General features: G+C 59.3%; 18 protein-coding genes. 12 read left to right on the top strand and 6 right to left on the bottom strand.

Annotated features, from left to right (window positions below; all coding sequences use genetic code 11):
* On the bottom strand, positions 1 to 1,274 hold a 1,274-nt coding region (locus tag GC177_08890), incomplete at its 3' end, for a penicillin-binding protein (protein MBI1276072.1).
* Complete coding sequence (locus tag GC177_08895; protein MBI1276073.1) at positions 1,264 to 2,709, bottom strand: AMIN domain-containing protein; 1,446 nt, start codon at positions 2,707 to 2,709, stop codon at positions 1,264 to 1,266. The genes GC177_08895 and GC177_08890, both read right to left, overlap by 11 nt.
* 498 nt (positions 2,710 to 3,207) lie before the next feature.
* On the opposite strand from GC177_08895, the gene GC177_08900 reads away from it, so the two are divergent.
* The gene (locus tag GC177_08900; GenBank protein ID MBI1276074.1) at positions 3,208 to 5,601 is read left to right on the top strand and encodes an Rne/Rng family ribonuclease; all 2,394 of its coding nucleotides are present in this window, start codon (positions 3,208 to 3,210) and stop codon (positions 5,599 to 5,601) included.
* A 63-nt stretch (positions 5,602 to 5,664) separates the two neighbouring features.
* Here the strand turns inward: GC177_08900 and GC177_08905 are convergent, their stop codons facing one another.
* Positions 5,665 to 6,840, bottom strand: a complete 1,176-nt coding sequence (locus tag GC177_08905) for an aminotransferase class I/II-fold pyridoxal phosphate-dependent enzyme (GenBank protein MBI1276075.1) — start codon at positions 6,838 to 6,840, stop codon at positions 5,665 to 5,667.
* 94 nt (positions 6,841 to 6,934) lie between these two features.
* On the opposite strand from GC177_08905, the gene GC177_08910 reads away from it, so the two are divergent.
* Together GC177_08910 and GC177_08915 are read left to right on the top strand one after the other, a co-directional pair.
* Positions 6,935 to 8,245, top strand: a complete 1,311-nt coding sequence (locus GC177_08910; GenBank protein MBI1276076.1) for a M48 family metalloprotease — start codon at positions 6,935 to 6,937, stop codon at positions 8,243 to 8,245.
* Positions 8,196 to 9,065, top strand: a complete 870-nt coding sequence (locus tag GC177_08915) for a thioredoxin domain-containing protein (protein ID MBI1276077.1) — start codon at positions 8,196 to 8,198, stop codon at positions 9,063 to 9,065. Before GC177_08910 ends, GC177_08915 begins: the two co-directional genes overlap by 50 nt.
* Before the next feature lie 48 nt (positions 9,066 to 9,113).
* Here GC177_08915 and GC177_08920 read toward each other — a convergent pair whose 3' ends face one another.
* The gene (locus tag GC177_08920; GenBank protein ID MBI1276078.1) at positions 9,114 to 10,004 is read right to left on the bottom strand and encodes a 4-(cytidine 5'-diphospho)-2-C-methyl-D-erythritol kinase; all 891 of its coding nucleotides are present in this window, start codon (positions 10,002 to 10,004) and stop codon (positions 9,114 to 9,116) included.
* 4 nt (positions 10,005 to 10,008) lie between these two features.
* A complete protein-coding gene (locus tag GC177_08925) occupies positions 10,009 to 11,922 on the bottom strand; it encodes a tetratricopeptide repeat protein (protein ID MBI1276079.1) in 1,914 nt (637 codons plus the stop codon).
* A 236-nt stretch (positions 11,923 to 12,158) separates the two neighbouring features.
* On the opposite strand from GC177_08925, the gene GC177_08930 reads away from it, so the two are divergent.
* Positions 12,159 to 12,353: a hypothetical protein gene (locus tag GC177_08930; protein ID MBI1276080.1), complete on the top strand. Its 195-nt coding sequence runs from the start codon at positions 12,159 to 12,161 to the stop codon at positions 12,351 to 12,353.
* 78 nt (positions 12,354 to 12,431) lie between these two features.
* A complete protein-coding gene (locus GC177_08935; protein MBI1276081.1) occupies positions 12,432 to 13,001 on the top strand; it encodes a hypothetical protein in 570 nt (189 codons plus the stop codon).
* A gap of 12 nt (positions 13,002 to 13,013) precedes the next feature.
* On the opposite strand, the gene GC177_08940 is transcribed toward GC177_08935, so the two are convergent.
* Positions 13,014 to 14,639, bottom strand: a complete 1,626-nt coding sequence (locus GC177_08940) for an FAD-binding protein (GenBank protein MBI1276082.1) — start codon at positions 14,637 to 14,639, stop codon at positions 13,014 to 13,016.
* Positions 14,640 to 14,749: 110 nt separating this feature from the next.
* Between GC177_08940 and GC177_08945 the strand changes: the two genes are divergently transcribed.
* The 7 genes from GC177_08945 to GC177_08975 all read left to right on the top strand — a co-directional run bounded on the left by GC177_08945 (position 14,750) and on the right by GC177_08975 (position 20,820).
* On the top strand, positions 14,750 to 15,634 hold the full coding sequence (locus GC177_08945; GenBank protein MBI1276083.1) for a uracil-DNA glycosylase: 885 nt from the start codon (positions 14,750 to 14,752) through the stop codon (positions 15,632 to 15,634).
* Positions 15,635 to 15,797: 163 nt separating this feature from the next.
* Positions 15,798 to 17,699 (top strand): transglycosylase SLT domain-containing protein, encoded by a 1,902-nt coding sequence (locus GC177_08950; protein MBI1276084.1) that lies wholly within the window; start codon positions 15,798 to 15,800, stop codon positions 17,697 to 17,699.
* Between the two features lie 9 nt (positions 17,700 to 17,708).
* Positions 17,709 to 18,338 (top strand): ribonuclease HII, encoded by a 630-nt coding sequence (locus GC177_08955; GenBank protein ID MBI1276085.1) that lies wholly within the window; start codon positions 17,709 to 17,711, stop codon positions 18,336 to 18,338.
* Complete coding sequence (locus GC177_08960; GenBank protein ID MBI1276086.1) at positions 18,338 to 18,880, top strand: DUF721 domain-containing protein; 543 nt, start codon at positions 18,338 to 18,340, stop codon at positions 18,878 to 18,880. The genes GC177_08955 and GC177_08960 overlap by 1 nt, the downstream gene beginning before the upstream one ends.
* A gap of 35 nt (positions 18,881 to 18,915) precedes the next feature.
* Complete coding sequence (locus GC177_08965; protein MBI1276087.1) at positions 18,916 to 19,674, top strand: thioredoxin domain-containing protein; 759 nt, start codon at positions 18,916 to 18,918, stop codon at positions 19,672 to 19,674.
* A gap of 68 nt (positions 19,675 to 19,742) precedes the next feature.
* On the top strand, positions 19,743 to 20,054 hold the full coding sequence (locus tag GC177_08970; GenBank protein ID MBI1276088.1) for a hypothetical protein: 312 nt from the start codon (positions 19,743 to 19,745) through the stop codon (positions 20,052 to 20,054).
* A gap of 28 nt (positions 20,055 to 20,082) precedes the next feature.
* Positions 20,083 to 20,820, top strand: a complete 738-nt coding sequence (locus GC177_08975) for a F0F1 ATP synthase subunit A (GenBank protein MBI1276089.1) — start codon at positions 20,083 to 20,085, stop codon at positions 20,818 to 20,820.
* Positions 20,821 to 20,883: the final 63 nt, after the last annotated feature.

Genomic DNA, 20,883 nt, shown 5'->3' on the forward strand with positions numbered 1-20,883 from the left:
GGCGTGTTATTTTCTGGCGCCGGTTTTGCCTCCACCAGGATCACATCACCCGGCGACACCACCTGCCCCATCCGGCTGATGGCTTCGCCGGTCGGCGCGTTATTCACCCGCGGGCGCGCCCAGGTCACATCCTCTACCTGCATGCTGCCGCGCGTGCCGTCATCCAGGCCGATCTGCGCACGGGCTGGCTCCACCTTCAGCACCACCGCCAGCTTCCAGCGCCCTGCCCCCGCCGGTTTTTGTATCAGCGAAAGCTCGCGCTGCCAGTCACTGGTATTCTCCATGATTTTATACGGCCCCTTATAGCCGTGCCGCTGTTCATAGCTCATGATCGCATCCAGCAGTGCAATCTCCGCATAGCGCTGGAATTTCGGCTCCAGCGTGGTGTGGATGGCCAGCCCTCCCTTATAGAGCATGTCCTCGCCATAGCGCTTGGCGATCTCGCGGCGCACTTCCTCAGCGAAATTCGGCGCCACCACATATTCCGTCTCATCCCGCTGGCGCAGAAGGATCGGTGCCTGACGCGCGGCGATGGATTCCTCCGCGGTGATGTACCCATCCTCGCGCATGCGGCTGATCACCCAGTCACGCCGGTCCTTCACACGCTGATAATTGCGCCTCGGGTCATAATGCGCGGGCGCTTTGGGCAGTGATGCCAGAAAGGCCGCTTCCTCAATCGTCAGGTCATCAATGGATTTATTGAAATAATTGAGCGAGGCCGCCGCTACGCCGTAGGTGCCGAAGCCCAGATAGATCTCGTTCAGGTAAAGCTCCAGGATCTTATCCTTGGAATAGGCCTTGGTGATACGGAAGGCGAGAATCGCCTCGCGTATCTTGCGCTCGAGCGATTGCTCCCGCGTCAGCAGGAAGTTTTTCACCACCTGCTGCGTGATGGTCGATCCCCCCACCAGCGACCCGCCGCCGCTCGAGAAATTGGTGGCCGCTGCACGGAAAATAGCCGTCACGTCAATGCCGGGATGGTGATAGAAGTTCTGGTCTTCCGCCGCGATGAACGCCTGCTGCAGCCGCTTGGGAATATGCGAGATGGGCACGAACACACGCTTTTCCTTCGCATATTCCTCCAGCACCCTTCCATCCGCCGTGTAAAGCCGCGTCACGTGGGGCGGCTCATATTTGTCGAGCTGGCTGTAATCCGGCAATCCCTTGCTGTAATAACTCAGGATGAAGAACAGCACGATGAGGCCGAAAATCAGCCCCGTCATCGCCAGCACCGCCAACCCGAGCATCACGCGCATCATACCGTCAGCCCCCATTCACCGGAGGATATTGCTTGAAATATTCCAGCACCGCCTTCACCATCGCCTCCACCAGCTTGGTGCGGTAACCGGGCGCGCGCAGCATGCGCTCATCCTCGTCATTGCTGAGAAAGCCCAGTTCCACCAGCACGGACGGCACATCCGGCGCCTTCAGCACGGCAAACCCGGCATAGCGGTGGGCGTTTTTCACCAGCAGCGTGCTGTCCAGCAGGCTGTCGATCATCGCATCCGCGAAAACGGATGACTTGGCGCGCGTATCCCGCTGGGCAAGGTCGATCAGGATGCCCGTCACATCGTCGCTCTGTTTGCTCAGGTCCAGCCCGCCGATGATATCCACCTTGTTCTCGCGCGCGGCCAGCAGTTCGGCTTCCTTGTCCGACGCCGCGTCGGACAGCGTATAAACCGAAAGCCCCCGCGTCAGACGATTGGGCGCGGAATCCGCATGCACCGACATGAACAGATGCGCCTTGTGCTTGCGGGCGATGGCAATCCGCTCGCGCAGGGGGATGAACACATCTTTCTGTCGCGTCAGCACGGCCTTCACCTTGCCGGTTTTGTTCAACGCCTCCTGAAGCTGTTTGGCAAAAGCGAAGGTCAGCTCTTTTTCCCGCACGCCATGACGGCTGGCCGCGCCGGGGTCGGCCCCGCCATGCCCGGCATCGATGGCGATGATCGGGATAGCGGCGAAGGCGGGCATTCCCGGTTTGGGCGTGGGCGTCGGCGTTTGTGCCCACGGCCCGACTTTAGTGGCCGCGCCACCGTGGGAAACCATCTTGTTTTCGCCATCTTCAAAATCCAGCCGCCCTAACGTATCGGGTGAAGGCGGAAGCCGGGTCACCGGTTTTTCCTCCTCTTCGGCATGCCGGTTATCTTTGGGAAAAGGCTGCCCCACATCCACCAGCACCTGATACGGCTGGCCCTTCTGCTCAGGCTCAAGCAGCGTGACATCGGAAATAGTGGGCACGTTCACCATGTCCATCACCACCCTGAGGTCGGTGCCGTTCTGAATTCCCTTGCGCAGCTGGCTGAAGAGAAGCGGATGCTTGTATGTCGCAATATCCCCTGCCTGCCAGCTTGTTTTGACCAGATCGATCACCAGCCGGTCGGGATTATCCAGCGTGAAAACGCGGTAGGAATCCGGCTCGCTATCCAGCTCCATTACAATACGGTGCCCGCCCTCATTGGTGATAAAACGCAGGTTTCTGAGCGCAGAAGCATGCCCTGCCGCAGGCCATAAAAGTCCTGCAACAAGCATCAGCACCCCAATGATCAACAGCCGTGTTCGCGGCATTCGCCTACTGCATTTAGCGGCTTGAAGCCGATATTGATACCATGCTTTGTAATACAGCCACCCGCCATTGGACAGTAAAAACATCATCCGGGAAAACAGGCATCCTCTTAGGAAAAACCCGGGCCATTTCACTGCAACCATAAATTTCAGTTGTCCCCCGCCCCCCGGCTGGCTATAGTGTCCATGGAGGCAGAATTGGCTCTCTGCGTGGCCCCAGCCTAAGGATAGGCAACAAGGGGCCGTTCATGGGGTTTATTCGTGCTTCTGTGCCTGCGAAAGCGGGAATCTTCACTGTCGGCAGCACGTCGGCGCATCCTAATTCAACCATTCAACCACATTCACAACCCCTACATTCAACGTTTAAACATTCATCAAAGCCCCAAACGGGCGTCACGCAATTATGTCCCTGACCACACAAACCATTATGGATAAGGCATGATAACACCCTTCACCGGCCATAGCAGCGGCATGCGCCTTATGCTGGCACGGCAGGAGGTGCGGTACGCCGCGTGCCGCTAGGCATGCGCGTGAACGTTTGGGGTTTTGCATCCATGCAGGAGCAAAACCATGACCAACCAGGAAAAAAACGAATCCTCCAACAAACACGAAGGGGGGCATGAAACATCGGCAAACAAGCTGATGCTGATCGAAGCCACCCACCCCGAGGAAATTCGCGTCGTCATCACCGAAAACGACATCGTTCAGGAATATGACTACGTCACCCACACCAAAGACCAGAACAAAGGCAACATTTATCTTGCCAAGGTCACGCGTGTAGAGCCTTCCCTCCAGGCCGCCTTTGTGGATTACGGCCAGGAGCGCCAGGGTTTCCTCCCCTTCGCCGAAATCCATCCCGATTATTACCAGATTCCCCTTCAGGACCGTCAGGCCCTGCTGGCCGAGGCCGAGGCCGCCTATAAGGAAAGCGAACAACCCAAAGGCCGCCGCAAAAAACGCCGCCACTCCGATGAAGAGCATGTGGAAGGCGAAGAGACTAACGACGAGAACGAAGCCATTGGCGAAGACGCCGATAACGGCGGCGAGCAGGAAGGCGACGACAACGAGCGCGCCGACCAGGAGGAAGAGGAAATCGAGACCCTCTCCCAGGATTCCGACGACGAGCTGCGCAGCAAGCGCCGCAACCTCGCCAAACGTTATAACATCAACGAGGTGATCAAGAAGGGTCAGATCATGCTGATCCAGGTCACCAAGGAAGAGCGCGGCAATAAAGGCGCGGCGCTCACCACCTACCTCTCGCTGGCTGGCCGCTACTGCGTGCTGATGCCGAACACCGCCAACGCGGGCGGCGTGTCCCGCAAGGTCACCAACCATGACGACCGCTACCGCCTGAAGGAAATCGTCGAATCCCTTAACGAAGACACCCCCCAGGGCATGAGCGTCATCATGCGCACCGCCGGGGCCGACCGCAGCAAGCCTGAGATCAAGCGCGATTATGACTACCTCCAGCGCCTCTGGAACGACATCCGCGAGCTGACGCTGAAATCCACCGCGCCTGCGCTGGTCTATGAGGAAAACGACATCATCAAACGCTCCATCCGCGACCTCTATCGCACCGAGATCGAGCACGTGCTGGTGGCCGGTGAGGAAGCCTACAAATCCGCCCGCACCTTCATGAAAATGCTGATGCCGAGCCATGCGGCAAAGGTGAAGGAATACAAGGGCAACATCCCGCTCTTCTATGAATTCCAGGTGGAAGACCAGCTCAATTCCATGCACGAGCCGGTCGTGTCCCTCCCCTCGGGCGGCTACCTCGTCATCAACCCGACGGAAGCGCTGGTTTCAGTCGACGTCAACTCCGGCCGCGCCACGCGTGAGCGCAACGTGGAAAGCACGGCGCTCCGCACCAACATCGAGGCCGCGCAGGAACTTGCCCGCCAGCTTCGCCTGCGTGACTTGGCCGGCCTTCTCGTGATCGATTTCATCGATATGTACGAGTTCCGCCATCGTCGCCAGGTGGAAAAAGCCCTGCGCGAGGCCCTGAAGCACGACCGCGCCAAGATACAGCTCGGACGCATCAGCGCCTTCGGCTTGCTGGAAATGTCCCGCCAGCGCCTGCGCCCCAGCCTGACGGAAGCCAACAGCAAAACCTGCGAACATTGCAACGGCACCGGCACGGTGCGTTCCGTTTCCTCCTTTGCACTGCAGGTATTCCGCGCCATCGAGAAATGCACCGATGGCATTGAGCCCGGCACGCGCCTGCAGGAAAAAATGGGCGAGGAAGCCGCCTTCTACATGCTGAACCAGAAACGCGAGCCTCTCACCGCGCTGGAGAAAAAATTCAGCATCACCATCGAGATTCTGGGCGAGCACAGCCTGCACCAGAGCTACACCATCCACCGCTTCGACATACGCCGCGGCTGGGTGCTCATCGCCCCCCTGCCGGAAGACCAGCGCCGTCGCCGCGACCGTGGCGGCAACCAGGGCCAGCGCCGCATCCCCGAAGGCGAGGTTGATAACGATCCCATCGTGGATGAGTTTGAGGAGGAGGAAGCCACCCCGGCCAAATCCAACATCCGCAAACGCGAAGCCAAGCAAGGCAAACACCCGCGCCGAGAACAGATCATCGAGCAGTTAAAGGCCACGCAGACGGTGGAATTCGAAAAAGCCGCCGCCAAAAACTGGAAGCCCGTGCCGATGGAAACCCCTGCCCCGCTTGCCGCGCGTGAATGGAAGGTGGAGGACGAAGCGCCCGCTCCCAGCAATGGCGATGCCGAAAGCGCCGATATCAGCACCGAAGTGAACGACAACGCGCCGGTGGAAGCCGCGCCCGAGCCCAAAGCCGAAAAAGCGCCGAAAGCCGCCAGAGCGCCCAGGTCCGCTCCGGCCCCCAAACCTGTGGTAGAGGACGATATCCCCACCAGCTATTCCTACGCCCCCGAAGCGCCGCCCAAGCCGGTCGTCCCGCCGATCGCTGCCCAGGCCATCATTAAGGACATGGTGGACGACCTCGCCAACCGCGACGCCATCGAAGCCGCCAAAGCCAAGCGCCGCGGCTGGTGGGGCAAAAAATAGTCCCTATGCGGGCTAAACGAAAAGGGCGCCGCAAGGCGCCCTTTTTTATTTCTCGCGCAGCGACTATTTCCCCAGCCAGCGCTTCATCCGCGCCACACCTTCCACGATGCTCTCTGTCGTGCCGCAATAGGAAAGGCGCATCCATTCATGCCCGTGCGTCAGGTCGAAATCATGCCCCGGCACGGCGGCCACATGCGCCTGCTCCAGCATGGTGCGGCAGAATTCCTTGCTGTTGCCCGCCAGCGGCGAGATATTGGCATAAATATAGAACGCCCCCTGCGGCGGGCACATCTGCGTGATGCCGATTTCCTTCAACCCGTCGGCCAGAATCTGCCGGTTGGCGGCATAGGTAGCCACCACCTTGTCCAGCTCATCGGTGCATTCGAACACCTCAAGCCCCGCCAGTTGCGACAGCGTCGGCGGGGAGATGAAATAGCTCTGCGCCAGGCATTCCACTGCACGCGTCAGTGATTCCGGCACCACGGCCCAGCCCAGTCGCCAGCCCGGCATCAGGTAATATTTGGAGAAGCTGTTGATGACAATCGCCTCATGGCTGGTCGCCAGCGCGGTGGATTCCTTCACCTCGCCAAACACCATACGGTGATAGATCTCATCGCTGATGATGCGCGTGCCCATGCCCTCCGCCGTGCGGATCACCGCCTCCAGCGCATCGGGCTTCAGCATGGTGCCGGTGGGGTTCGCCGGGCTGGTAATCATCAGCCCGTCCAGCGGGCGGCTGAGTTTTTCCAGCATCTCCGGGTAAGGTTGGTAATCATGTTCCTCATCGCCTGGCAGCAGCACCGGCTCCATGCCCAGCGCCAATATCAGGTTGCGGTAGGCCGGGTAGCTCGGCTCCACCATGCCGATGCGCGCGCCCGCGTCAAAGGCCGCAGATAACACCAGCATCAACGCGCCAGATGCGCCGAAGGTCACCGCCACGCGCTCCACGGGAATGGTCACGCCATATTGTTCCTGATACAGCCGCGCAATACGCTCGCGCAGCGGGCGAATGCCGAAGGATTCCGTATAGCCCAGCTTGCTGTGCTGGTTCATCTGCGCGGCAACCTTGTCCATCACGCGCTGCGGCACGTTCATGCCCGGCTGGCCGAGCGACATATGCACCACCGGCACGCCGCTTTTGCGCTCCACCTCATGCGCCAGCGTCAGCATTTCCATCGCCTCAAACGGTGGAACCTGCGCGCGTTTGGCGACGGTGAGAAGGCTGGGCGTTGCGAGCATGGGGTGAACCTAGTATGTAAAGCGTATCGAATCTGCCTATCGTATTGGGTTCCCCTTGGCAAGCCGCATAAAACACAGTTTTTTAGCCCTTCTCATGAGCATCTGCGCCCTGTTCGCCGCCTGGCCTGCGCAGGCCGAAGGCATGCGCGTCATCCGCGATGCCGAGACCGAGGCCGTCATGAAATCCTATTTCCGCCCCATTCTGAGCGCCGCGGGCATGTCGCCGGACAGCGTGCGCATCATCCTGGTGAACGACAACACGCTGAACGCCTTTGTTGCGGGCGGCGCCAACCTGTTCTTCAACACCGGCCTGCTGGTGGAATGCGAAAGCCCCGCCATGGTGCGCGGCGTGATGGCGCACGAACTGGGCCACATCACCGGCGGCCACCTGCTGCGCATGCAGGATGAACTGGAAAGCGCCACCGTCAAGCAGATCGTCACCACCCTGCTGGCCGTGATGGCCGGGGCCTCCGGCTCCGCAGAGGCGGCGCAGGGCATTTTCATGGGCGGCACGCAACTCACCATGTATGGCCTCTACGCCCACTCGCGCGAGCAGGAGCAGGCGGCCGATCAGGCGGGCGTGACCTTCCTCAAACAATCCAACGAACCCATTCAGGGCATGCTGGACGTGCTGCAGCTGCTGCGCAGCCGCGAACGGCTGAGCCCCCAGGGCGGCATCCCCTACCTGCGCAGCCACCCGCTGACCAACGACCGCATCTCCTTCGTCCGCAACGAGGCCATGCAGGCGGGCACCCCGCCGGAACCCGACAAGGCCGAGCTTGCCGAGCACGAGCTGATGCTCGGCAAGCTGCGCGGTTTTCTACAGCCCTATAACCAGGTGGCCATGCGCTATGCCAACAAGGACACCGCCCCCGCGCATTACGCCATGGCCATTGCCGAATACCGCCGCTCCAAACTGGAAGAGGCCCTCAAGCACATCGCCCGGCTGAAGGAACTGGTGCCCAACAATGCGTATATTTATGAAACCGAAGGACAAATCCTTTTTGAAAACGGCCGCCTGCCCGAGGCGCAGAAAGCCTATGCGAAAGCCTATAAGCTTAAGCCCAATGAGAGCCTCATCGCCATTGCCTATGCCCACACGATGGTGGACGACACCAGCCGTACGGACGAAACGCTCACCATCCTGAACCGCGCGCTGGAGCAGGATTCCGACAATCTTCAGGGCTGGCGCCTGATGACCGCGCTGTACCAGCGCAAGAACCAGCCCGCCATGGCCGCCTGGACGCAGGCCGAAAGCGCTAGCCTGCTCGGCAATCAGGAACAGGCCAAGCGATTCGCCACCACCGCGTTGAAATCCCTGCCCAAGGGCAGCCCCGCCGCCCTTCAGGCGCAGGATGTGCTGGACAATGCCGAAGAGGCCATCGCCGCCAAACGTAAAAAATAAACTATATTTTGTGGTCGGTCTTGGCTATAACCCTCACATACTGTCATATATGGAGAGCGCTATGACCAAAAAATTGCTCGCTGGTGCCGCCGTCGTTGCGCTGGTGACTGCCGGTATCTTTCTGATCCCGAAGAATGAATCCGCCACGGCCGCCGGTGTTGACCGCGCCGAAGTGGAAAGCATCGTGAAGGAATACATCCTGAACAACCCGGATGTGCTGGTGGAATCCCTGAACAAATATCAGGAAAAACAGCAGCAGGACCAGATGGCCAACGCCAAGAAGTCCGTTGAAGCCGCTCAGGAAGATATCAAAAAGAACAAAACCTCTCCCTTCGCGGGCAATGAGGATGGCGACGTGACCGTGGTCGAATTTTTCGATTACAACTGCCATTTCTGCCAGCAGGCTTTCCCGTCCGTTTCCAAACTGCTGGAAGCCGACAAGAAAGTGAAAGTGGTCTTCAAGGAACTGCCGATCCTCGGCCCGACCTCTGAAACCGCCGCCCGCGCCGCCCTGGCCGTTCACTTCATTGACAACAGCAAATACATGGATTTCCATAGCAAAATGATGGATTTCAAAGGTCCCAAAACCGATGAGGTCATCTTCAACGCCGTGAAGGAAATCGGTCTGGATCCTGAGAAGGTGAAGGAAGAGATGAAATCCGACCGCGTGACGAAAGAAATCAACGATGTGCGCGGCTTCGCCAAGAGCATCAACGTCAACGGCACGCCGGCCTTCATCGTCGGCAAGCAGTTCATCCCCGGCGCCATCGATCCGGAAGGCATGAAGAAAGCCGTGGAACAGGCCCGCAAGGACAAGTAAGCGTATCTGTTTCATACGAAAAGGCCGCGGCACCCGCCGCGGCCTTTTTTATTTCACCCGGGTCGGGCAAACCCACGCATCGGGAAATGCCGCTTGAAGCGTGCGAAAGGCGCTTTCCGCCAGCTCTTCCGTCTCAAACAGGGCAAAACAGCAGGAGCCGCTCCCCGTCATGCGGGCAAGGCGGCAACCGTCCGTTCCCTTCATGGCCTGCAGGAGATCGCACATCACGGGCGCCAGTTCGGCGGCCGGTTGCTCCAGATCATTGCGCGCCTGTGCCAGCCACGCAAACCATTCATCCCACGATGGCGCTTCAAACGGTGCCGCCCCGATGGAAGGCGGCAGCTGTTGCGGCAGGCGCATGCGCGCAAACACGGCAGGCGTGGAAAGCATCACACCGGGATGCGCCAGCACCACCCACAACGGCGTGGAAGGCATGGTTACCGGCAGCACCATCTCGCCGATTCCCTGCATCAGGCTGGGCCGCGCTTCCATGCACACGGGAACATCCGCTCCCAGACGCAACGACAGCATGCGCGCATCATCCGGCACCAGATGACAGCCGAAATGCGCCATCAATCCCCTCAGCATGGCCGCGGCATCGCTGGAACCGCCGCCCAGCCCGGCCTGTGACGGAATCTCCTTGGTCAGCACCACATGCAGCGGCGGAATATCGGCGCCGATGTCACGCAACAGGCGGATGGCGCGCATAACAAGGTTATCTTCCATGCGGGTTTCGGAAAGCGCGTTGGCAAACCGCCCTTGCAGCGTGAGCCCGTCCTTATCGGACGCATGCACATCCATCCGGTCATGAAGCTCAAGAAACGTCACCACGCTATCCAGCAGATGATACCCGTCATCGCGACGGCCGATGACATGCAGCGAAAGGTTGAGCTTGGCAGGCGCGGCCAGGCTGAAAAGCAGTGCCTGCGAGTGATTCATGAGACTAATCGGTGCGCTTGGAAGGCTTATAGCCATGTTCGATTTTATCTTCGATCAGCGCCTTGTCCTCTGGCGTGGGGTTGAACAGCAGCGCGCGCTGCCATTCAAAATACGCCTCGCGTTTGCGGTCAAGCTTCCACAGCACATCGGCATAATGATGCGTGACAATGGCATCGGTCGGCATCAGTTCGATAGCCTGCAGGATGTAATCCAGCGCTTCGGGATATTGGCCCAGGCGGAAATAAGCCCAGCCCATGCTGTCGAGAATATGCGCATCCAGCGGGCGCTGGTCCACGGCCTTCTCGATCATGGCCTTGGCCTCGTCCGTATGCATGCCCATATCCAGCCAGCTATAGCCGAGATAGTTCAGCACATCAGGCTGGTCGGGTGAAAGCTCGAGCGTCTTTTTCAAATCCGCTTCCGCCTTGGGCCACTGCTTGGACCGCTCGTAGCAGATGCCGCGCATGTAAAGCACCGGCCAGCGCTCGTCATCGCTGACATCCTTCATCAGCTCCAACGCCTGACTGTAGGCATCGGCCGCTTCCTTGAACTCCTCGTGACGACGGAGCGTATCGCCCAGCTGCAGCCAGACGGATGCGTGGTCGGGATATTTCTTCGTCAGGCTTTTGAGCAGCGCCGTCGCGCCGTTATAATCATCCAGGCTGGCCTTGGCGCTGGCCATGTTCAACTGGGCATGCAGCCAGTAAGGGGACGATTTGGACACTTTCTCATATTCATTGATCGCCCATGGATACATCTTCTGCTCGGTCCATATGGCGGCGAGGAACACGCGCGCCGCGTCATAATCCGGCTCCAGATAAAGCGCCAGCTGCAGAAATTGGATGGCGGCCTCGCTGCTGCCCTGCTGCCGCGCCAGGCTGGCGATGCCATACAATAAATCGGCAATGCCGTAGGCGGGGTCGGTAAGGTAACCCGGGTTTTTCACCAGCGCCACATCCTGAAGGTTGGCGATCTCCTGCCAGAGCATGGAGGATTTATCCTGGTATTTATCGACGATCTGCCCGGCTTTTTCGCCCTGGCCGCGCGCATGCAGGCTGGCGGCATACACTTCCACCACACGGCGCGGCATCACCAGCTGCTGGTTGGCCAGCATTTGCTCAAACAGTTTGTCCGCCTCGTCATAGCGTTTGGCCTGAATAAGAATCAGCGCCTTCTGATAGGCAATCAGCATGCTGCGCTTGTCCAGCCCCGTCAGGGTGTCGATACGGGCCAGCGCCTCGTTGGGCTTTCCCTGCGCCTGCAGTACCCATGCGTCGGTAATGTCGAACATGAGCTTCTGGAACGGGCTGAAATTCACCGCCGACAAGGCCAGTTCCTGCGCAGCCTTATCCCAGGCCTTGTCATGCACATTGCCCAGCACCGATACATAGCGCGCCATGATGACATCCTGCTGGTTGCTAGCAGCGCTTGGCGCGGCAACATCCGGCGCATCGCTCTCATCCTCATCTTCCGGGGATACCGCGGCCTCTTCCTTGGGGGCTTCGGGTTCTTTCACGGCCGCCGTGTCGGGTTTTGACTCCGGCTTGATACTGGCATTATCGCGGGCCATTTCCACGGCTTCCTGTACACGCCCGGCCAGCACGGCGCTGTGCATGGCGGTGAAATGCAGGCTGCTCTGGGTCTCATCGGCCTGTTCCGCCGCTTTGGCAAACGCATCCGCCGCGATATCCAGGTCTTTGGAACGCTGGGCGTAATAACCGACCAGATATTCCCCCGTCAGGCTGCCGCTGCCAAATCCTTGCAAATCGGCATCCGCATTGGCGTTCACTTCCATTCTGCCGCCATCCGCGCCGATACGCGCCTGCGACACATAAACGGCCACCCCAACGAGCGTGGCCAGCAAAAGCACCAGCCAGAGCCAGTTTGAGCGTGAAGAGGATGGATGATGAGGGGCCATGAGGAATCAGAATCCGCTAGATATGGTATGCAAAGCCTGCCCTTATGGCAGCAATATGTAGATATACCTTTTAGCGGTAATGCGAGGATTGGATAATCTTTTTTTCTTCCCGGACCGTATTTTTTTCACCCCCCGCGCTGAGGCCGCACAGCCCGTTCCGCAGGGCAAGCCGAAAACACTTGACGACGGGCGTTTTTTGATTCATTTAGTCCGCCTCTCATTTCAAGGGCAGTACCATGAGCAGTAAAAACAACCCGAAAAACCGTCAGGCGTTTGACACCTACCGCAAATACAACGGCAAAACCGTGAAACCGGTTTTCTATTTCGGTAAATACAAAGGCCACGGCAATTATATTGCCGCCATGGACGAAGGTGGAAACATGGTAATGGATCAGGCAACCAAAAAGCCGATCCCCTACCAGAACATCTGATGCCATCCGGCATGTAAGAAAAACCCCGCTCCGGCGGGGTTTTTTATAACGAGTTTCAGCCGTTGAACAGGAAAGCCCATGGCACGCAAAATCAAAAAACGCTGGGTTATCTTATGCGCAATGGCCGCCTTCATAGCCACGGGCTTTCTCTATTATGGCCTGCACCTTAACTGGCTGCCTTTTGAAAATACATTCCACACCCGTCTGGAACAGGCCAGGGCGGAAGGCAAAAAAGAATTGCCACTGACCGAATTGACGGATTTTGAGTGGGATTACGCCTGCCCGGGATTATATTTTTTCAGTGAAATGCCCGAAAGCTATGAAGCAAAACCATCCCTTAGCCTGAACGGCGAACCATCCGTCGATAATCCGTTCCGACAGGACCTTTCCGCTTATCAGCATCTTTCCTCCTCAACCGCGCTGATCAAACAGAGCGAGGAACTGCTGAAACAAGCCGAAAAACAGGGCATGCGGGATTGGCCGCTTTATAATTCTTCCGCCCGGCTCCCGTCTCTGTTTAGAAGCTTCGCCTTCATCAATTTTATTTCCATGAAGGAAAAGACCATCCGCACGGTGGATCTGGGGCGGTTTAAAATGGGCGGCGAGGACAATCGCTGCTTCAATAACACCGCGCGCGTATCCTTCTAAACACGGCCCGCTCTACATATTCGGATAATTCGGCCCGCCACCGCCTTCCGGCGTTACCCACTGGATGTTCTGCGTGGGGTCCTTGATGTCGCAGGTTTTGCAGTGCACGCAGTTCTGCGCATTAATCTGCAGGCGCGGCCCCGCTTCCTCCTTCACGATTTCATAGACTCCCGCCGGGCAATAGCGCGTCTCCGGCGCATCGTAATAGGCCAGGTTAAGATCGACCGGAATATGCGAGTCCTTCAGGCGCAAATGCACCGGCTGGTCTTCCTCATGGTTGGTGTTGGACAGGTAGACCGATGAGGTAAGATCGAAACTCACCTGCCCGTCCGGCACGGGATAATCGATGGGCTTGCACTCCACCGCTTTCTTCAGCGCCGTATGGTCCGCATGGTTCTTGAAAGTCCACGGCATGCGCCCACGGAAAATATATTGCTCCAGCGCCGCGTAACCAAGCCCCAGCCATAACCCGAAGCGGAAAGCCGGGCGGATATTGCGCACCGCCTTCAATTCCTCCGCCACCCATGATTTCTGCACCGCCTCGCCATAGGCGCTCAGCACTACCGGCGGCGTGGTCTCGCCCAGGGCCTGATAAGCGGCCTCAGCCGCCAGCATGCCCGTTTTCATGGCCGTATGCGTGCCCTTGATCTTGGGTACATTCACAAACCCGGCCGAACAGCCAATCAGCGCCCCACCGGCGAAGGCCAGCCCCGGCACGGATTGCCAGCCCCCCTCGTTCAGCGCCCGCGCGCCGTAGGAAACCCGCCGCCCGCCCTGCAGCATCGCCTGGATGGACGGGTGCGTTTTGAAGCGCTGCAATTCGCGGAACGGGTTGAGATACGGGTTTTGATAATCCAGCCCGATCGCCAGTCCCAGTGCTACCTGCCGGTTCTCCAGATGATAAATGAACGACCCGCCATAGGTCTGGCTGTCCAGCGGCCAGCCAATGGTGTGGATGACCGAACCGGGTTTATGTTGCGTCTCGGGAACTTCCCATAATTCTTTGATACCAATGGCATAAGTCTGCGGCGACGTGCCATCACGCAAATGAAACTGCTGTTGCAGTTGCTGGCTCAGTGAGCCCCGGCACCCTTCCGCAAACAGCGTGTAAGTGCCGTATATCGCCATGCCCGGCTGGTAACTGGCCTTCTCCTCGCCATTGCGCCCCACGCCGAAATCCCCGGTGATCACCCCGCGCACGCGCCCATCCTCGATGATGGCCTCCGCCGCTGGAAAGCCGGGATAGATCTCCACCCCCAGCGCTTCCGCCTGGCTTGCCAGCCAGCGGCACAAACTGCCAAGGCTGATAATGTAATTGCCCTTGTTATGCATGGGCTTTGGGGTTGGCAGCTTCCAATGCTTCTTTCCGGTCAAAAACCAGAACTGATCGTACGAAGCCGCTGTATGGAGCGGCGCTCCCTTTTCTTTCCAGTCGGGGATAAGCTCGTTCAGCGCCCGTGGCTCCAGCACCGCGCCGGAAAGAATATGCGCCCCCACCTCCGAGCCTTTTTCCAGCACGCACACGCGCACATCGCGTCCTTTTTCCAGGGAGAGCTGGCGTAGGCGAATAGCGGCGGAAAGCCCGGCGGGCCCTGCCCCCACAATCACCACGTCGTAATCCATCCGCTCGCGCTGCATCCCATTCTCCTGTTTTTCTGGGTCTTAGCCGCCATGCTGGACAGCGCAGCCCTTCGCTTATAGTCTGTGTCGCTTATAATACCTCTTCCATTCCCTCCGCCATACTAAAGATGCCCAAAGCTGAAACCGCTATTTCCATTTCCGCGCCGGATGCGGAGATTACCGCCGACGGCGTAACCGCCTGGCTGGAATGGTACCGCATGGCCGGGGTGGAAGAAGGCATTGCCGACACCCCCATGCCCGCTGCATGGCTGCCTGCGGAACCTCCGGTGAAAGCCACCGCCAAACCCACTGCCGAACGTTCCGCCGCTCCGTTACCCAGGCTGGAACCTCTGCCCGTTCAACCCTACATCGCTCCTCAGGGCGGCAATGCGGCCATCCCCATGCAAAACCCGCGCGCCAGCGCCAAGCAAGCCGGAGAAATGGCCCAGAAGGCGCTAACGCTGGCTGAACTCCACGATGCCATCCGTGCCTTCGACGGCTGCGCCCTCAAACGCACCGCCACCAACACCGTCATCGCCGACGGCGTGCCCGACAACGGCATCCTGCTGATCGGCGAGGCCCCCGGCAGCGAGGAGGACGCCCGCGGCATCCCCTTCTGCGGCCCAAGCGGCAAATTGCTGGACAAAATGCTGAAATCCATCGGCCTCAACCGGCAGAACAGCTACATCACCAACAGCCTCTACTGGCGCCCGCCCGGCAACCGCAAGCCCAGCACCGAGGAACTGCAAAGCTGCCAGCCGTTCGTCTGGCGGCATATCGAGCTGATCAAGCCCAAAATCGTCATCATGGTAGGCGGCACCTCGGCATCCAGCCTGCTGGACACCCCGCTTGGCATCACCCGCCTGCGCGGCAAGCAGCATCAGCTCACCACGCCGGGCGGCGCCAGCGTCCCGGCTTTTGCCCTGTATCACCCTTCCTACCTGCTCCGCCAGCCTTCGCATAAGCGCTATGCGTGGCACGATCTCCTTCAAATCAAAGGATTTTTATCCTGAATTTATGCCCGCGGCCGCTAAATCTGGCATGGCTTTTGCAAAACTGTCACTATTAGGTCACGAAAGCGGCCGCAAAACAGTGCTAAACTTGACAATTAAGTGACAAGGTTGACTTCCCGGCCCCCGTCACATACCTTAACAAACGATTAATTGTGGAGTGTACATGTCCCGTACACAAGACATCAAACACGCGGTAGCACGCAAGCTGAACGGCTTTTTCCAGGCCGGTCTCTTCCGTAAAATTCCCTGGCTTGCCACTGCCTGCGTGATGATTGCAACCAGCAGCCTTACCTATGTCGCCGCCAACAGTTATTGGGGACGCGGGGATTTGTCTGGCCTGCTGTCGCATGTCAGCGGCGGCATCGGCAACATGTTCGGCAAGCGCAGCTACGCCGTTCTCAGCCATGAGGACCGTGAATATTACCGCGCCGCCTTCAAGGCTGCTTCCAGGGGCGATTTCGCCAGCGCCAAAGCCAGCGCTGCCCTGGCGGTCAACAACATCCTCAGCGCCGATGTGGAAGCCGTGGCCCTGCTGCATACGGAAAAACCGGACGATGCCGCCATGCAGGACTGGCTCGCCCGCAACCCCGACCACCCGATGAGCGAGCGCCTCGCCGCCCGCATGGGCATTGACATCAAGGCTCCCCGTCAGGCAGCCCGCAACCATTACCTGACCGACGAGGTCGCCACCGCCAACCCCGCCAAATACAGCGATGCAGGCCGCCGCCTGGAGTACCGCTACGCCAGCCTTACCAGCTGGGACAAGCGCAGCGGCGCGGAAGCCCTCTGGCAGCGCATCCATAAAAAAGTCCGCGCCGGTGATATGGACGATGCTGAAACCATGCTGAAAATGGAAGAAGCCTCCCCGAGCCTCAGCAATGCCGAGCGCGACGTGGTGCGTGCCAGCCTGGCAAGCGGCTATTTCGCCGATGGCGACGATGCCAAGGCGCTTGACCTGGCGGTGAAATCCATCGGCTCTTCCGGCCAGAAAATTCCTTATGCCTACTGGGTTGCCGGCATCGCCTCCTGGCGCATGGGTCATATCGATCAGGCCGCGATTTATTTCAGCGAACTCGCCAACATCAAAAAACTGTCCGACTGGGAACGCGCCAGCGCCAGCTTCTGGGCCTCCCGCGCTTACACCACGCTCGGCAATGACGACAAGGCCGACCAGTATCTTCGCAAGGCGGCATCCCTGCCGCAAACCTTCTACGGCCTGCTTGCCAGCCACCAGCTTCACCTGGCCCAGCAGCGCGAATTCGCCGACCGCTTCGGCATGGATATCTCCGGCCTGATGCACTATACCGGCGTCAAGCGCGCCATCGCGCTGACGGAAGTGGACGAAACCGAACTCGCCGCCCGTGAGCTGGAAGTACTGGCCGAGCAGATCCCCTCCACCCAGCATGCCATGCTGCTGGAACTGGCCGGCGACCTGAGCCTGCCCCCGGTTAAGCTGGAATCCCGCATTGCTGAGCTTCGCCGCGCCAAAGCCGTTTCGCCATTGGCCCGTTTCGGCTGGAGCAACAAACCCACCCAGGTTGATCCTTTCCTGCTCGTCGCCCTCGCCCACCAGGAATCCGGCCTGAATCCCAAGGCCGTCAGCCCTTCCGGCGCGGTTGGCCTGATGCAGCTTATGCCGTCGACGGCGCAATATGTTGCCCGGCGCGAATCCATCCCCTTTGGCGGCCCGGCTGATCTGATGAACCCCATCACGAACCTCCGCCTCGGCCAGGCCTATATCAGCTACCTGATGGAACAGAACGATATCGGCAATAACCTGGTGTTCGTCACGGCCGCTTACAATGCGGGCCCGGGCAATTTCGTGCGCTGGCAGCAACGCCTCAGCACCATCAAGGATCCGCTGCTTTACATCGAAAGCCTCCCCTCGCGTGAGACCCGTTACTACGTCAAGCAGGTGATGACCAATTACTGGATCGCCAGCCTGAAACAGGAAAAGAACCCCGAAACGCTGGATGCCCTGGCCGATGGCTACTGGCCGTCCTACCAGGCGCACAAGCCCGTATCGGCGGTTCCCCTTCCCAAACCCGAAACCAAAAGCCTCTAATCGCGCACGATGGCTCTGATCCCCGCTTCACCCGGCGTCATTGGCATGGATGAAGTGGGGCGTGGCCCGCTCGCCGGCCCGGTGGTCGCCTGCGCCTTCATTTGCCTTTCGGATAAATTCGCCGTCACCGTGGCCGATTCCAAGCAGCTGAACCTTCCCGCTCGCCAGCGCTGTTATGACCAACTCGAACAGGCGCGTCAAAAAGGTTTTTGCGACTGGGTAATTGCCGAAGTGGATGCAGGGGAGATCGATCGCATCAACATCCTCACCGCCAGCCTCCTTGCCATGCAGCAGGCGTGGCATGGGCTGATGGAACGCGGCCACGAGTGCCGTGAAAGCTGGGTGGATGGCAATTGCGCGCCCACCATCGCCGCCCGCGCTCATACGCTGGTAAAGGGTGACGCCCTTCGTCAGGATATCGCCGCGGCCTCCATCATCGCAAAACTCTGGCGCGATACGCTGATGGCCAGGCTGGATGCTGAACATCCCGGCTACGGCTGGGCCCGCAATGCGGGATATGGCACCGCGCTGCATATGGAAGGCCTTGCCCGCCTGGGCCCAAGCCCCTATCATCGCCATAGCTTCGCCCCTGTGCGCGAGGCACTGCTGAAACGGGAACCCCAGTTGCAACCGGCCTGATGGAACAGGACAACAAACCCGATGCCGTAACCGCCGTTCGACGGCGCTTCAAGCCAACATCCGTGGAACGTTGCGCCGCCCCACTCATTTCCAAGGCAATGGGCAAGCGCCCGGCGCTGGGATGGCAGCTCAAGCGCGACTGGCACCAGATCGTGGGCGAATCCCTCAGCCGTTGCTGCTACCCTTCCCGCCTGCGCGGAACGCAGGCCAATCCTTCGGAAACCCTGGTTCTGCTCGTACTCCCCGCCTGGGCGGCGGAAATCCAGCACCATAGCGAGGTCATCCTGGAGAAAATCGCCGTCTATGCGGGCTATCGCGCCATCCAGCGCCTGCATCTTCAGCATACCCACACCATTCCCAATCCGCTGAAAAAACATGCCGAGCTCATTCCCCCTCCGGCGGCTGAATTGCCTGCACCTATCGCCGCCCAGGTTGGGGATATCGAGCATGAGGCGCTTAAATCGCGGCTGCTTTCACTCGCGCGGTACGTCTATGCCCCGCCCCCTCAGCCGAACAAGCCGAATAACAAAAACCGCCCTTGAGGCAGCAAAGATTTTGGCTATGTTCTAACCACATTATGCACAGCCGGAGCCTGGCCATGAACATCCTGCCTCGTTTTGCCCTTATTTTCGCCACTTTCTTCGCCGCACCGGCTTTCGCGGCCGACCAGCCCGCCCCTGCGGCCCCGGCCAAACCCATCACGGCAGAGCAGCAGGCCGCCGCCCTGGCCAAAACCGCGTGGGACCGCCAGCTCGGCAATGCCGACGCCAAGGTGAAACTCGTGGAATATGCCTCGCTTTCCTGCCCGCACTGCGCGCATTTCCACACCACCATCATGCCCGAGATCAAAAAGAACTACATCGACACCGGCAAGGCCGTCCTGGTTTACCGCGATTTCCCCCTGAACGAACCAGCCCTGCGCGGCGCCATGATCGCCCGCTGCGCGCCGGAAAACCGTTATTTCACCTTCGTGGCCGCGCTTTACAAGCAACAGCCGGATTGGGCATACGACACGAAATTCCTCGAAAAACTCCAGCGCATCGCCCGCCTTGGCGGCATGTCGGATGACGCCTTCAAAAAATGCCTGGCCGACACCGCCCTGGAAAAGCAGATTCTCGAGCAAAAACAAAAGGCCATGCAGGTGCTGGGCGTCATGTCCACGCCGACGCTCTTCATCAACGGCCAGCAGCTGAAAGGCGCGCGTGATTATGCGGACACCGCCGCCGCCATCGATGCGGCGCTGGGCATCAAGCCTGCGCCCAAAGCAGGGGAAAAGGCACCTGAGGCGGCCGCCGCTCCGGCTCCCGCAGCCGCTCCTGCCCCTGCTGCAAAATAGCGCCACGCAGGTTTTGCGATGTTCCTCCGCTTGACAGCCGCCGGTCAGTTACCTAAAAGCGTCGCTGCATGACGGCGGAACATCCTGACCCATCGCAAGCACCACAGCCCGATCTTCAGAGTGAGGAGCGCAAGCTGGCCGACCTCAAACACTGGCTGGATGCGAAAACGGAAGGTCAAACCGAGCAGGGCCCCAATCCTGCCACACAGCCAGGCCAGGCCTGGCGTGTTGCCACCGAACTCTTCGGCGGCGTGGTGGTTGGAACGGTGCTCGGCATTGCGCTGGACCGATGGCTGGGTACCACTCCCTGGTTCCTGCTGACATGCTTCATGTTTGGGGTTGCGGGCAGTGGCTTGACCATTTATCGCAGCAGCAAATAGAGACGTAACATTCAACATACGGTGACCCATGAGCGCAGGCCATAGCCCACTCGCCCAGTTTGAGATCAAACCGCTTTACGAGCTTCCGCTTCTGTTCGGCTACGACATCAGCTTCACCAACGCTTCGCTCTTCATGGTGCTGGCCGCTGCTTCGGTCATGCTTTTCGTCGCGCTCGGCATGCGCACGCTTGAACTGTTGCCCGGCCGCCTGCAATCCACCGTGGAAATGTCCTACGAATTCATCGCCAACATGATCCGCGACAATGTCGGCGCCAAGGGCGTGAAATATTTCCCCTTCATCTTCACCATCTTCATGTTCGTGCTGGCCTGCAACCTGCTGGGCATGATTCCCTACAGCTTCACCGTCACCAGCCACATCGCCGTAACGTTTGCCATGGCCGGTTTCATCTTCATCATGGTCACGCTCATCGCCTTCATCAAGCACGGCACACACTTCCTGGCCTTCTTCCTGCCCAAAGGCACCCCCTGGTGGATGGCCCCGATGATGTACCTCATCGAGCTTTTCGCCTACCTTGCCCGCCCCATCAGCCTTTCTGTCCGTCTTGCCGCCAACATGCTGGCCGGTCACACCATGCTGAAAGTGATTGCCGGGTTCGTGATAATGCTGGGCGTAATAGGCGGCTGGGCCCCGCTGGCGCTGCTGGTGGTCCTGAGCGGTTTTGAGATCTTCATTGCCGTGCTGCAGGCTTACATTTTCACGGTTTTGACTTGTGTTTACCTGAATGATGCTCTAAACCTCCACTAGATTTTTAGACATCAGAATTTGCCTATATAAATCAATCACTTAACCATAACTATCAAGAGGTTA

It is taken from the genome of bacterium, assembly GCA_016124905.1.
Lineage (GTDB): Bacteria > Pseudomonadota > Alphaproteobacteria > Rickettsiales > RI-342 > RI-342.

Excerpts from the sequence above, each read along its gene's own strand:
- GC177_08895 (MBI1276073.1), bottom strand. The coding sequence starts at position 2,709 with ATGGTTGCAGTGAAATGGCCCGGGTTTTTCCTAAGAGGATGCCTGTTT.
- GC177_08900 (MBI1276074.1), top strand. The coding sequence starts at position 3,208 with ATGCTGATCGAAGCCACCCACCCCGAGGAAATTCGCGTCGTCATCACC.
- GC177_08905 (MBI1276075.1), bottom strand. The coding sequence starts at position 6,840 with ATGCTCGCAACGCCCAGCCTTCTCACCGTCGCCAAACGCGCGCAGGTT.
- GC177_08910 (MBI1276076.1), top strand. The coding sequence starts at position 6,935 with ATGAGCATCTGCGCCCTGTTCGCCGCCTGGCCTGCGCAGGCCGAAGGC.
- GC177_08915 (MBI1276077.1), top strand. The coding sequence starts at position 8,196 with ATGTGCTGGACAATGCCGAAGAGGCCATCGCCGCCAAACGTAAAAAAT.
- GC177_08920 (MBI1276078.1), bottom strand. The coding sequence starts at position 10,004 with ATGAATCACTCGCAGGCACTGCTTTTCAGCCTGGCCGCGCCTGCCAAG.
- GC177_08925 (MBI1276079.1), bottom strand. The coding sequence starts at position 11,922 with ATGGCCCCTCATCATCCATCCTCTTCACGCTCAAACTGGCTCTGGCTG.
- GC177_08930 (MBI1276080.1), top strand. The coding sequence starts at position 12,159 with ATGAGCAGTAAAAACAACCCGAAAAACCGTCAGGCGTTTGACACCTAC.
- GC177_08935 (MBI1276081.1), top strand. The coding sequence starts at position 12,432 with ATGGCACGCAAAATCAAAAAACGCTGGGTTATCTTATGCGCAATGGCC.
- GC177_08940 (MBI1276082.1), bottom strand. The coding sequence starts at position 14,639 with ATGCAGCGCGAGCGGATGGATTACGACGTGGTGATTGTGGGGGCAGGG.
- GC177_08945 (MBI1276083.1), top strand. The coding sequence starts at position 14,750 with ATGCCCAAAGCTGAAACCGCTATTTCCATTTCCGCGCCGGATGCGGAG.
- GC177_08950 (MBI1276084.1), top strand. The coding sequence starts at position 15,798 with ATGTCCCGTACACAAGACATCAAACACGCGGTAGCACGCAAGCTGAAC.
- GC177_08955 (MBI1276085.1), top strand. The coding sequence starts at position 17,709 with ATGGCTCTGATCCCCGCTTCACCCGGCGTCATTGGCATGGATGAAGTG.
- GC177_08960 (MBI1276086.1), top strand. The coding sequence starts at position 18,338 with ATGGAACAGGACAACAAACCCGATGCCGTAACCGCCGTTCGACGGCGC.
- GC177_08965 (MBI1276087.1), top strand. The coding sequence starts at position 18,916 with ATGCACAGCCGGAGCCTGGCCATGAACATCCTGCCTCGTTTTGCCCTT.
- GC177_08970 (MBI1276088.1), top strand. The coding sequence starts at position 19,743 with ATGACGGCGGAACATCCTGACCCATCGCAAGCACCACAGCCCGATCTT.
- GC177_08975 (MBI1276089.1), top strand. The coding sequence starts at position 20,083 with ATGAGCGCAGGCCATAGCCCACTCGCCCAGTTTGAGATCAAACCGCTT.